Genomic DNA, 11,669 nt, shown 5'->3' with positions numbered 1-11,669 from the left:
TTCTCACTCTAAAACGGCGATAGACAACAGAAACGCGGTCACAAACACATCTGTTCCGATCGTGTACGAGCCAATTTCCGGGAGCAGGTTCGAGGTGGACTATAAAGAAGAAGGTGGTATTAATCGATCTCGCGGTCAGTACAGGATAAGGAGGGACCAGCGGGCGGTTTCAGATAAGAATGAAGGATGAGGCGGTTCGTTTTCTGAGTGATCTATGCCCGAAATAGACCGTCTCAACGGTTATTTAGACGAGATCAACTTAGAGTTTGTTGAACGAGAAGCGACACCGCGATTGCTGATGAAGCTCAGTATTCAACTGCACCTCGCTGGACTCTCGCTTTCGAATACTGTCTCTGTTCTTTAGATATTCGGTGTCAAACGCTCGGTCTACTGTTCACAATTGGGTTCACAAGGCCGATCTACAGCCCGAACCTGGTCGGTGTCCGGATCACGTTGCGGTTGACGAGACCGTGATCCGACTGAACGATGAGCAGTATTGGCTGTACGCCGCAATCGATCCAGAGACAAACGAATTACTCCATACAAAGCTTGAACCGACAACAACAAGGGTTCTCGCTCATCCGTTCTTACGGAACTCTCCGAGAAACATGACGCCTCTGACGCCATGTTTCTCGTCGATGGATCGCACTCGTTACAAGATGCATGTCAGCGTCATGGCTTCGATTTCAGATACGAGAAACATGGAAATCGGAATGCTATTGAACGTGTCTTTAGAGAGATAAAACGACGAACGCTCTGTTTCTCAAACTGCTTCAGCAATGCCGAAGCAGAAACCACCGATGACTGGCACAGATCGTTCAGCTTCGCATGGAATCAGCTTATCTGAACACTACCCTCGGGCAAATTGTGCACGAAGTATCTGTGACTCTGCTTTCTGCAGATGTTCTGCGGCGGTACTCGGTGCACAGTTGAGTTCGGCGGCGATATCCTCCTGAGTGGCCCTCTTGGGAATATCATAGTAACCAAGTTCTAGTGCCGTTTTGACAGTGTCTCGCTGGCGCTCCGTGAGACGTGCCTTAACGGCAGCCCTTGTTCTGGCGCGGCCACCCACTGCTTCGATAGTCACATCAACTGAAACGGAAATATCCGTTCTGCAGCCTGGATTTCATCATCTGGACCGAAGATCGAGAACGCCACCGTCCCGTCGGTTTCATACTCTATGGGCGGGACGACGACAAGCCCACCAGAGGAAATGGTGCTAAACATCTCCTGAAGCGGATCGGTTGTAGAATCTCGAACGTACACGCAGCAAGACTGCTCATTGATACGTTCTATGTCGTAGCCGACGACCTCTGGTATCTCTTGTATCGCCGCCTCAAGCGCATCGGTGTCTCCCACAACGTAGTGGAGGATTCCCAAAGCGTCTCCGGTGTAGTTCCACTGTAGTGCCGTCGCCCGCTTAACGAACGGTGCCCTAGTCATCACGCCATACATGGGGTGAATGTCTCTCTTTCGCCCGTGAGCCGTGATACGAACCCGGACGTGTTTCATATAGTGAAGTCTGATGATTCGCACTTAAATTCGCCGAGCAATTCCGGCAGTATCCATTCTGCCCCGGAAACGAATCACCAATTGTGATTCGAATATCGGTGACCGGCGCAACAGGAACGCTAGGGACAGCCCTCCGATCACGACTCGCAGCGACAGGTCACAACGTCCGAGCGGCGAGCCGTGAACACCCCGAAGAGAGCGGCGAAGATATCGAATGGGTCGAACTCGATTTTATTGACGGCGGAGGTGTCAATTCAGCGCTTGCAGATATTGATGTCGTTATTCACGCTGCGACGGCCCCACGAAGAGACACGGAAGGAGTTGATGTCCGAGGGACGAAACCACTTCTAGAGACGGCTGAGGAAGTTGATGTGACGAACTTCATCTATTCCTCTATCGTTGTATTGACGATATTGCCTTCTCCTACTACGAACACAAACGCGCCGCTGAGGAGGCAATCGAAGCCAGTGGTGTACCGGCGACTATCATTCGTGCAACGCAGTTCCATTCGTTCATTGCGGAATTACTCGGCTATGTGGCAAAGCTTCCGGTATGGCCTCTGCCAACAAAGATGCAGATTCAGCCCATCGATGTCGGCGACTTTGCTGATGTCATTGTTGATCACGCTACGCTGGTAGCGAACGGTCGAATTGACCCAGTTGGTGGTCCCAAAGTCCACTCAGTGCGGGAACTCGCACAGTCCTACCGCGATGTGAGTAGCCTCCGATGTCCTATTATCAGATTCCCGCTACCGGGAGAAACCGCGGCGAGTCTTCGCGCCGGGTATGCAACCTGTCCCGAACACACTGTCGGAACAGTCACCTGGAAAGAGTGGCTCACGGAACGGTGTGAGAGCAGGGCAGGAGAAACGACTGCCAATACCCAGTCGTCCACGTAAATACTAATTGGGCGATAGACCTGATTCTCGCCGCAGTAATCAGTCTAATGAGAACGCACATCTGTGGGCTCACGCCGCAGTGCCGGTCTTCCGACCGGGAGAAAGCGGTGGTGATGAACGAACCCACTAGTATGTCCAGTCTCAGTATCGAGGAGTGTCGTCGTCCCGTACGAGATCCTCGAGACGTGTTTCCGAGTCGGAGACGCTGCCTCGAGACCTATTTGGGTACCGACCCACCGATCGAACATGGAGGTGACCAAGACGAGGATTGCGAGCATCGTCGCAGTGACGACCGCAGCCGGTTATGCGCTCTCTCGACGCCGCTCGAGCAACCTCTGACATCCATGGTGACGAATAGTTCCCCTGCTGATGACACCGGACGCCCTGAACGGGCGATCGCGGACAAATCAATGCCCGTCGCACTCCTGCTGGCACTCGTGCTGTCGCCGGCCGCGTACTACTACGTCGGCCGGACGAAGCTGGCAGTGATCAATCTCCTCACGCTCAACTACCTGTTGTTGGGCATCGTGATCGTCCCGATCCACGTGTACACGATCATTACCGGTGCCCGAAACGAACAAGGCGTCTAGCTCGAGGACGGCTCCGGAACGCGCTCGGCCGGCGATTCACGCGAATCGTCGGCCTCCTTGAGGGCGAACCGGAACCGTCCCGACTGCCACAGTCGTCACCGACCCCACCTGCTTTTTCGTGACGAATCACGGATCGAACTCGGCGTCGTAGAGACGGACGGTCACGACGCTTCCCGTCGGACCGTTCTCGCGGAACGACAGATCGCCGCCTAACTGGGTGACGGCCCAGTTGACGAACCACAGTCCGATTCCGCTACCGTGCTCGAGTTGGGTCTCCGTCCCGTCGTCTAGAACCGTCCGTTCTCGGTCCGGAATCCCCGGCCCGTCGTCCGCGACGACGAGTTCTGCGGCTCCGTCCGGATCTGCCCGAACGGTGACATCGACGTGGGGAGCGTCCGCGTGTTCGATCGCGTTGGCCACGAGCTCCGAAAGCACCTGCCGGACGACGGATCGGTGCGACGAGACGACCAGTTCGTCCGGGCAGGAAAGCGAGACCTCGCACGGTCGGTCCGACGTTCGGTACTCCTCGACGACCTCCCGTGCGACGGCTGCGAGGTCGACCGGGTCCGGCGACCCCGCGCTCGCGGTCATTACGTCCTCGGCCTCTCGAGCCTTGGTACTGAGTTCGACGAGGTCTGTCGCGCTGTCGCGGATGCCGTCCCGCACGTCCTGGTCGTCGATGCGGTCGGCGTACGCGAGGACGACGTCGAGCTCGTTCCGGACGTTGTGCCGGAGGACGCGGTTGAGTACCGAAAGCCGCTGTTCGCGGGTTCGGCGGTCGGTGACGTCCCGCAACAGGACGGTCCTCGCGACCGGGTCGGCCCCGCTGTCAGCGTCGGCTTCGGCATCGTCGACCGCCGAGACGCTGAACTGGAACCGCCGGCGTCCCTTCGTCGTCTGGAGAGTGACCGTCCCCGTCGAACCAGCCGAGAGGTCGCTCCCCTCGAGGCCGTCGACGATCGAGTGTATCGGCTCGCCGATCATCGACGCCGGGGCCCGGTCGAACAACTCCGCGGTCGTCGCGTTGGCGTCGAGGACGTGGTTCTCCCAGTCGATGACGATGACCGCCTCTCGGAGCGCCTCGACGACGCGCGTTCGGGCGACGTAATCGGCCTTCGGGAAGCCGGTCATCACCGGATAGCGCCGCACCGCGACCGCGAACAGCCCGCCGGAGACGAGGAGGCCCACGGTCACGCCGTCCGCGACGGGCTCGCTACTCCCCATCCCGCCCGCGAGATACGGTGCAGCGCCCGCCGCGATCACGATCGCGATCTGTGTCCTCGAGATGCGGGCGTGGTTCCACCCGTGTCCGAGCAGGAGATACGTTCCGTACGTGAACAGCCCCAGCAGCAACAGGATCTCCGTCCCGATGAACGACGCGAGCAGCCGCTCGATGACGGCCGTCGGCGGTCTCACAGCGATGACGACGGCGCTCAGGACGATCGGTATCGCGATGCCCGCGAACATGGCGACGCGCCACCGAGTCAGTCCCGTTCCCCGACCGGTGTAACTGAGCGCATACACGACCCAGACGCCCGGAAGGACGATCCCGACGCCGAACTGGCCGAGGTCGATAATCGCCGAGAGCAACGGGACTGCCGACGTGCCGGGCAGTTCCGAAAGCACCGAGAGCACCCCCATGATCGTCAGGAGGCCCAATATGGCGATGACCGGTGGGGCGCTGGGCCGGTCTCGTGACCGGACGGCGAGCCGCGTCGTCCAGCCCAGTATCGCCACCGCTACCGCGTCGAGGGCGACGGCCGCGACCGTCTCAGCGAGCGACATCGGTCTCTCGCTCGTGTTTTGACAGCCGACTGTAATGAACGCAGTGATCTCGAGTTCTGCAACGGATCCGCGACTGGTGGTCAGTACAGTTTCGGATCCGGTTACAGATCTCCGGATTCGAACCGCCGGTAGCCGACGGCAAGCGACGCCGCGATCCAGCCCACGAGTATCGCCAGTGCGGCCCACCAGTCGACGAACGCCGGCGCGCTGTCTCCGACGTACCGACTTGCCCGGTCGATGTCGAACCGCGCGTCGAGGAGGCGGGCGTACGCTTCGCTGGGTTGGGCTAACTGAACCAACAGCGCCCAGTCGGGCATCCCCATCCCGGGGTCGAACCGGTGGAGGAACGCCACGGCGAATGCGGTGAGGTCGCGCCAGAGAACCACCAGCAACAGGTATCCGACGACTGCACCGTAGGTGAGCCGGCGGTCGTTCGCGGTCGCGGCCGAGAGCGCGACGGCGGCCGCGACGAACGACGCGCCATAGAGGGCGGTCGCGAACAGGAACCACGGATACGCGATCGCGCCCTCGGTCCCGTATCGCAGCGCCGCATAGAGCCCGGCGATCGACAGCCCGAGGAGCGTCGGTACCAGCAACACTACCACCCGACCCAGCGCCGTCCCGATGAGCAGCTCCGTGCGGGACTGTGGGAGCGCCATCGAAAGCAGGAGGCTCCCGTCCGCACGATCGTCGGAGATCGACCGATAGCCCGCCAATATGCCGAGTATCGGAAGGATGCCGCCGACGAGTCCGGCCGAGCCGGCGACGAATCCCGCAAACGTCCCGTCACCGACGTAGGTGTACGCGGCGGCGTAACCGACGAACAGGACCGACAGGAGACCGAACAGCAGCCAGAGCGTGCGGGACCGACTGGCGTCGTTGACGTCCTTGTACGCAACGTCGCGCCAGCTCACGACAGATCACTGCCGGCAAAGCGGCTGTAGGTTAGCGCCAGCGGGCTGATCAACCAGAGAAGGAACACGACGAGCGCGGCCCACTCGCTGAGATACCACGGGCCGTCGACGGCAGCGCTCGGATCGAGGAAGCCGACTGTCACCCGCTGGAAGACGGCCCCGGGCTCGAGATCGAAGACGAACCGGACGGGGCCGGGAAGCGTGCCGTCGACGAGGCCGGCCCGGTTCAGGCCCAACCGAAGGCCGCTGGCGATGCCGTCCCAGACCAACACGAACAGCACGAACAGTCCGAACGCGATCACGAACGCGCGCTGTTTGGTCGCGGTCGAGATCGATGCGGCGATCCCGAGGTTGGTCCAGATCGCCCCGAAGGCGAGGGTCGTCGCGACGAAGCCACAGAACGGCGCGGCGACGAACCGACCGAACGGGTAGACGACGAGTCCCGCACCGACGACCATCGCAGCGAGGAGAACACCGCTCAACAGCCCGACGCGGCCGAGCGCCTTCCCGAGGACGAGATCATCCCGTCCGTGGGGCAGCGACAGTGAGAGCAACAACGCGCCAGACTCCCGCTCGCTCGCGACGGCATCGTAGCCCAACAGGATGCCGGCCAAGGGGACGACGGTCGCGAGCCAGCCGTCGACGAATCCGGTGAAGCGAGCGGTCGTGATCGGTTCGGTTCCGAACGCCGGATAGAGGTACGCAGCCGCGAGAACCGTCACGGCCGGCAGCCCGAGTAGCAGGCGGGTCGATCGCGGCTCGGCAGTCAGCGCGCCGTCCATCCGGGCGATAACTCGCCAACTCATTCTCGACCGCCCCCGGTGTACGCGACGAACATATCCTCGAGCGAGGCCTCCTCGGTCCGGAAGTTTACCACGTCCGCGCCGAGGCGCTGAAGTTCGACCACGACGTTCATCTTCGCGTCGTTCGTACAGGTCATCTCGAGCGTCGTCCCGTCCCGGACCGTCGCCGTCTCGACGCCGTCGACGGCGCGGACGGTTTCGACCGTCTCCTCGTCCAGTCCGTCGACGTCGATCAGGAGCTTGGTGCCGCCGCCGATCGACTGTCGGAGCCCGTCGATCGTGTCGACGGCGACCAGGTCGCCGTCCTGGAGGATGGCGACGCGGTCGCAGATCGCCTCGACCTGCTCGAGGATGTGGCTGGAGAAGAAGATCGCGGCACCGCGGTCGCGCTCTTCGCGGAGGATCGACCGGATCTCGGCGGCACCGTTCGGGTCCAGTCCAGTCGTCGGCTCGTCGAGGATCAGCAGGTCGGGGTCACCGACGAGGGACATCCCCAACACGAGGCGCTGTTTCATCCCCTTGGAGTAGTCGCTGGCCGGGCGGTCGGCGGCTTCCCGAACGCCGACGCGGTCGAGGATCTCGATCGGATCGTCGTCGGCGTCCTTGGATCGACGGGCGTACTCGACGTGTTGGCGGCCAGTGAGCCGGTCGAACACCGAGTATCCTTCGGGGAGCACGCCGATGCGATCGCGCGCCGCGACGCCCTCGGTCTGACAGTCGTGACCGAACAGTTCGACCGACCCGTCGGTCGGCCGCACGAAGTCCAACAGGACGTTGATGAACGTCGACTTGCCGGCACCGTTCGGGCCGAGGAACCCGAAGATCTCCCCTTCCTCGACGGAGAGCGAGATCCGATCCAACGCCGTCACCGTCGCGTACCGCTTCGACAGTCCGTCGGCAGCGATCGCCGTCATAGCCGCGGCTTCGAACACCGTGGGGAAAACGACCGCCGCCGCGTGTCACGCTGAGAAACACCGTCCGCTGCACACCAGCGTAGCAGTCGCTAACACCGATCCGGTTTCTTCAGCGCAACGCATGACAGGTATTATGTGTCACGGGGTTAAAACGATTCTCGTATGCCCTCCAGCAAAGCAGTTGGTGCCGCACCGTTGATCACGGGGATTTTGCTCGCGTTCGAATCGGCAGGTGCGATCGTCCAAAGCGGAGCGTCGGTCTGGCCAGTGACCGGTTTCGTTGGTGGCTGTGCTGCCATCGCCATCGGTCTCGGAACACTGCTCGAGTGGGAGACGCTCGAGCGAGAACCGACAGGGAGTAACCGATCTCTGGCGGTGCTTGGGCTCGCGGCCGTCGCGTTCTTCGTCGGTGCAGGAATCGCCGTCGCGTAGACCGAGTAAACCAGACCGGCACGTACGTTTTGGAGCCGAGGTCCTCCGGTACAGTAATTGTGATCGAGCGCCTCCTCAACTTGAGGCTGTTAACAATCTCAGATAATAAAGGGAGAGACGTTTCTCAGTAGCGGTGGAGAGCACACACTGATGGAATTCCCCGAGATCGATTCGGCTGTTTTCTTTGGAACGATCACGATGGTAACATGGGGAATCTGGGTAGTCTTGGGCAACGCTGCGTCGGAGTCCATCGACCCGCGGACGGCCGCCGCGATCTCCTATCTCGTTGCGGGACCCCTTGCACTCGGATTCATCCTCGTTTCAGACGCCTCGCTCGTGATTACCGCGAAGGGAGGACTGCTCGCTGGCACGGCCGGATTATTTACCGGAATCGGCCTGATTTCGATGTATATCGGCCTCTCCGGCGGGTCAACAACAACCGTCTCTACGCTCGGTGCGATGTACTTCGTCATCGCGGCCATCATCGGTATGGTCGTCCTCGGAGACGAAGTTACGATCGCACGGCTTGCCGGGATCGCCTTCGCAGCTATCGGTGTCGTCTTGATCACCTACTAGAGCTGCCCTCCGCAATCGGTGGGCCGTCGGACAGATGCTCGACCAAGCCGAATTTCGCTCCGGCCTCAGCACGCGTTCTCGATAGCGGTTGCATCGATTCCAATCTGCAGGATTTTCATCCTTCCAATTCCGGGCATGCAGCGCTGCCACCCGCTCGTGAATTCGAACCGTGACGAAGCGTGATGGGCGCTGCAGGATTTGATCAGTTGCCTATACTGACCGGATTTTCGTGGCTTTCTGGATGCCAAACCGTATTACCAACGACTGCTGTCAGCGAGACCCGATGACCGAGAATTACAGACCGTCGCCTACAGCCGGTTCGGCTGCGATCGGCGCGGCGTCGTGTCGGACAGCCGAAACACGTTTCATATCGAGTTTCGCTATTACTAGAGTGTGCGTCTATGCGTACAGAGCCAAATGATGAGCGTATGACCTCGACAGCAGTACGCCGGACGGCGGTTCGGGCGGTAGGCGTGACTCCTCGGAGAGATGGCCTCGAGCGCGTCGCTCTCGAGGCCGGGAGCCGGTGATCGTCGTGACGGATCACCGGGACGACGCTCGGGCAGTCGGGTCCGACACTGTCGCGATCGACGCCGTTCCGGAGCCGGTCGCCGGCTACGAAACCGCAGACGGTATTCCGCGGATCGCGGCGACGAACGACGCGTTCGATGCGACGTTCGACGCGGTATCAAGCGGCACCAGCATCCGCGAGTGGCTGCTTCGGTGCCGCGCGGTCGACGAGGCGACGGTCGCGGACGCCTGCTCTCGGCTCGCCGACGGGGATGCGATCGATGTCGAAATCGGTATCCACTTAGCCACCGGGACCGACGCCCACCGACGACCGGTGCGGCTTCGCAGCGTCGACGGCTCGAGCGCCGGTGACACCGCCGCCGGAGCGGATGGCGGCGAGACGGTCGATGGCTACGTCTTCGTGACCGAACTGGTGCCGGCGAGCGCTGATACCGTCGAACTCGACCGCGTCGCGAGCGTCATCACTCACGATCTCCGGAACCCGCTCGACGTCGCGAAGGCCCACCTCCGGGCGGCCGAGGAGACCGGCGACGCGGACCACTTCGAGCAGGTCGCGGCCGCCCACGATCGGATGGAACGGATCATTCGGGACGCGCTCGCGCTGGCCCGCGGCGAGCACGCGCTCGAGGTGACTGATGGCGTCGCGATCGACGCCGTGGCGTCTGACGCGTGGGCGACCGTCGATACGGGGGCGGCGTCGCTTTCCGTCGCCGAGGACCTGCCGCGGGTCGACGCCGATCCCGATCGGCTGCAACGGCTGCTCGAGAACCTGTTCCGGAACTCCGTCGAGCACGGCTCGACGAGCACTGACTCGCATCCTCGTCAGGGCGTGACCGACCCGGTCCGAGTCCGTGTCGAACGCGCTGGCGGCGGGTTCGCCGTCGCCGACGACGGCTCCGGAATCCCGGCCGACGAGCGCGAACGAGTGTTCGAGCCCGGCTATTCGTCGACCGAGGCAGGGGACGGAACCGGGCTCGGGTTGACGATCGTCGAACGGATCGCCCGCGCACACGACTGGACTGTCTCGGTCTCGGAGGGATCACGCGGCGGCGCAAAGTTCGAGTTCCGACCGATCCACGAACGATGACTGAACGGCACGACGCCGATATGGGGGGCAACGGCGGCGGTTCAGACGCGATGGACGAGCGACTACGACAGGCTCCGATCGGGATCATCGAAACGACGAGCGACGGGGTGGTCGTCGACGCGAACGACGCCGCAGCGACGCTGTTAGAAACTGATCCGGCCGCGCTCTGCGGGGCAGCGATCGAGGAGAAGTTCCCGAAATCGGCCGCTGGGACGCTGCGGGAGGCCTTCGACGGCACGTCGCCAACCCCCGCGTCGTTCGAAGAGTACTACCCGCCGATCGACCGATGGCTCGCGGTCGACATCCGTGTCGACGAGGGGGCGCTCGTATACGTCCGGAACCACACGCCGCGCAAGGAACTCGAGCAGACCGCCGACCGGTTGGACCGACAACTCGAGCGGGTCCAGCGGATCAACTCGCTGGTCGCGACCGTGTTACAACAGGTCATCGGCGCGTCGGATCGCTCTGATGTCGCTCGAACGGTCTGCGAGCGACTGGGCGGGACCGACCTCTACCGGTTCGCGTGGGTCGGCGACCGGGCGTTTTCCGAGGAGCGCCTTCGGGTGCTCGCCGCGGCGGGCGACGCGGCCGACCTTCGCGAGCGGATCGACGAGAGTCTGGACGGCGAGCGACCCCTTCCCGGGCAAGCAGCCGTCGCATCGGGCGAGACCCGACACGTCGAGGCGATCGCCGAGGATGATGCCGTCCCCCGCGGTGTCCGTCGAGCGGCGTTTGGCCACGGGCTTCGGTCGTGTCTCGCGGTCCCGCTTGCCTACCAGGGGACTGTGTACGGCGTCGTAACGGTGTACTCCGGACAGGAAGACGGGTTCAGCGAACAGGAACGGGTCGGCCTCGAGACGCTGGGAAGCGTCGCGGGGTTTGCGATCAAGGCCGGCCACCAGGAGGACCTGTTGGTCGCCGACACCGGTACCGAGGTGACAATCGAGGTTCGCGACGAGACGGTCCCGTTCGTCGGCGCTGCGACCGCGGCCGATCGAACCCTGTCGTTGGACGGTGCGATCCCTCGTGGCGATGGTGCCGTCGTCTGCTATCTCACCGCCGACGGGCCGCTCGAGGGGGTCGCTGAGTCGCTTTCCGACCGTGAAGATGTCGTCGACGCGCGACGGATACGGTCGGAGACGGACCCGCTCCTCCAAGCGACCGTCGTCGACGACACGCCCGTAACCGCACTCGCGGCGTGGGGTGCGACGATCAAAGGCGGCGAGTACGGGGCCGGATCGGCCCGACTCGTCGCCGAACTTCCGTCCGACGGGGACGTTCGGCGGCTGATCGAAGCCGTCGACGCCGTCGTCGCGGAGACCCGACTCGTCGCCAAGGAACAGACCGCTCGAACGCCAGCGTCGGCCGAGGCGTTTCAGGATACCCTCGAGGAGCAACTGACCGACAGACAGCGGACGGTGCTGCGGACCGCTCACCTGTCGGACTACTTTACGTCGCCGCGCGGGAGCACCTCGGCGGAGGTGGCGGAGACGCTCGATATCGCCGGGTCGACGATGCTCTATCACCTTCGGCGGGCGGAGCAGACACTCGTCGAGGCCTTTTTCGATGCCGACTCGAGGGCGGGAGTCTCCGATCCGGACGCGGGCGCGACCGACGACCGGTAGGT

The 11,669-nt window shown here is 62.7% G+C and carries 12 protein-coding genes and 1 pseudogene; 7 read left to right on the top strand and 6 right to left on the bottom strand.

Annotation, left to right across the window (positions count from 1 at the left end):
* Nucleotides 1-214: 214 nt before the first annotated feature.
* Nucleotides 215-847 (top strand): annotated as a pseudogene (locus tag C489_RS21160) (IS6 family transposase).
* A 3-nt stretch (nucleotides 848-850) separates the two neighbouring features.
* On the opposite strand, the gene C489_RS23165 reads toward C489_RS21160, so the two are convergent.
* Both C489_RS23165 and C489_RS22490 read right to left on the bottom strand, forming a co-directional pair.
* A complete protein-coding gene (locus C489_RS23165; RefSeq protein ID WP_394296308.1) occupies nucleotides 851-1,072 on the bottom strand; it encodes a helix-turn-helix domain-containing protein in 222 nt (73 codons plus the stop codon).
* 11 nt (nucleotides 1,073-1,083) lie between these two features.
* A complete protein-coding gene (locus tag C489_RS22490) occupies nucleotides 1,084-1,512 on the bottom strand; it encodes a hypothetical protein (RefSeq protein WP_006433106.1) in 429 nt (142 codons plus the stop codon).
* A gap of 83 nt (nucleotides 1,513-1,595) precedes the next feature.
* Here C489_RS22490 and C489_RS21155 point away from each other — a divergent pair, with 83 nt between their 5' ends.
* Nucleotides 1,596-2,150 (top strand): SDR family oxidoreductase, encoded by a 555-nt coding sequence (locus C489_RS21155; protein ID WP_338041776.1) that lies wholly within the window; start codon nucleotides 1,596-1,598, stop codon nucleotides 2,148-2,150.
* 670 nt (nucleotides 2,151-2,820) lie between these two features.
* Complete coding sequence (locus C489_RS19495; RefSeq protein ID WP_239642092.1) at nucleotides 2,821-3,000, top strand: hypothetical protein; 180 nt, start codon at nucleotides 2,821-2,823, stop codon at nucleotides 2,998-3,000.
* Between the two features lie 126 nt (nucleotides 3,001-3,126).
* Here the strand turns inward: C489_RS19495 and C489_RS19490 are convergent, their stop codons facing one another.
* From C489_RS19490 to C489_RS19475, 4 genes are all read right to left on the bottom strand, one after another.
* Entirely contained in the window at nucleotides 3,127-4,785 is a 1,659-nt protein-coding gene (locus C489_RS19490) for a sensor histidine kinase (RefSeq protein WP_006433105.1), read from the bottom strand.
* A gap of 101 nt (nucleotides 4,786-4,886) precedes the next feature.
* Nucleotides 4,887-5,699 (bottom strand): ABC transporter permease, encoded by an 813-nt coding sequence (locus tag C489_RS19485; protein WP_006433104.1) that lies wholly within the window; start codon nucleotides 5,697-5,699, stop codon nucleotides 4,887-4,889.
* Nucleotides 5,696-6,505 carry an ABC transporter permease subunit gene (locus C489_RS19480; RefSeq protein WP_049891130.1) on the bottom strand — a complete coding sequence of 270 codons (810 nt, stop codon included), beginning with the start codon at nucleotides 6,503-6,505 and terminating at the stop codon, nucleotides 5,696-5,698. The genes C489_RS19485 and C489_RS19480 overlap by 4 nt, the downstream gene beginning before the upstream one ends.
* On the bottom strand, nucleotides 6,502-7,416 hold the full coding sequence (locus C489_RS19475; RefSeq protein ID WP_006433102.1) for an ABC transporter ATP-binding protein: 915 nt from the start codon (nucleotides 7,414-7,416) through the stop codon (nucleotides 6,502-6,504). The genes C489_RS19480 and C489_RS19475 overlap by 4 nt, the downstream gene beginning before the upstream one ends.
* A 162-nt stretch (nucleotides 7,417-7,578) precedes the next feature.
* On the opposite strand from C489_RS19475, the gene C489_RS19470 reads away from it, so the two are divergent.
* From C489_RS19470 to C489_RS19455, 4 genes are all read left to right on the top strand, one after another.
* The gene (locus C489_RS19470) at nucleotides 7,579-7,848 is read left to right on the top strand and encodes a hypothetical protein (RefSeq protein WP_049891129.1); all 270 of its coding nucleotides are present in this window, start codon (nucleotides 7,579-7,581) and stop codon (nucleotides 7,846-7,848) included.
* Between the two features lie 150 nt (nucleotides 7,849-7,998).
* The gene (locus C489_RS19465) at nucleotides 7,999-8,424 is read left to right on the top strand and encodes an EamA family transporter (protein ID WP_006433100.1); all 426 of its coding nucleotides are present in this window, start codon (nucleotides 7,999-8,001) and stop codon (nucleotides 8,422-8,424) included.
* A 526-nt stretch (nucleotides 8,425-8,950) separates the two neighbouring features.
* Entirely contained in the window at nucleotides 8,951-10,042 is a 1,092-nt protein-coding gene (locus C489_RS19460; protein ID WP_006433099.1) for a sensor histidine kinase, read from the top strand.
* Complete coding sequence (locus C489_RS19455) at nucleotides 10,039-11,667, top strand: bacterio-opsin activator domain-containing protein (RefSeq protein WP_006433098.1); 1,629 nt, start codon at nucleotides 10,039-10,041, stop codon at nucleotides 11,665-11,667. The genes C489_RS19460 and C489_RS19455 overlap by 4 nt, the downstream gene beginning before the upstream one ends.
* Nucleotides 11,668-11,669: the final 2 nt, after the last annotated feature.

The organism is Natrinema versiforme JCM 10478 (assembly GCF_000337195.1).
Taxonomy (GTDB): domain Archaea; phylum Halobacteriota; class Halobacteria; order Halobacteriales; family Natrialbaceae; genus Natrinema; species Natrinema versiforme.
This window is presented reverse-complemented; position numbering and strand designations above follow the sequence as displayed.

Bases quoted from the DNA above. Each gene is read 5' to 3' on its own strand.
- C489_RS19490 (WP_006433105.1), bottom strand. From the start codon at position 4,785: ATGTCGCTCGCTGAGACGGTCGCGGCCGTCGCCCTCGACGCGGTAGCG.
- C489_RS19480 (WP_049891130.1), bottom strand. From the start codon at position 6,505: ATGAGTTGGCGAGTTATCGCCCGGATGGACGGCGCGCTGACTGCCGAG.
- C489_RS19465 (WP_006433100.1), top strand. From the start codon at position 7,999: ATGGAATTCCCCGAGATCGATTCGGCTGTTTTCTTTGGAACGATCACG.
- C489_RS19455 (WP_006433098.1), top strand. From the start codon at position 10,039: ATGACTGAACGGCACGACGCCGATATGGGGGGCAACGGCGGCGGTTCA.
- C489_RS19495 (WP_239642092.1), top strand. From the start codon at position 2,821: ATGCCCGTCGCACTCCTGCTGGCACTCGTGCTGTCGCCGGCCGCGTAC.
- C489_RS22490 (WP_006433106.1), bottom strand. From the start codon at position 1,512: ATGAAACACGTCCGGGTTCGTATCACGGCTCACGGGCGAAAGAGAGAC.
- C489_RS19470 (WP_049891129.1), top strand. From the start codon at position 7,579: ATGCCCTCCAGCAAAGCAGTTGGTGCCGCACCGTTGATCACGGGGATT.
- C489_RS19475 (WP_006433102.1), bottom strand. From the start codon at position 7,416: ATGACGGCGATCGCTGCCGACGGACTGTCGAAGCGGTACGCGACGGTG.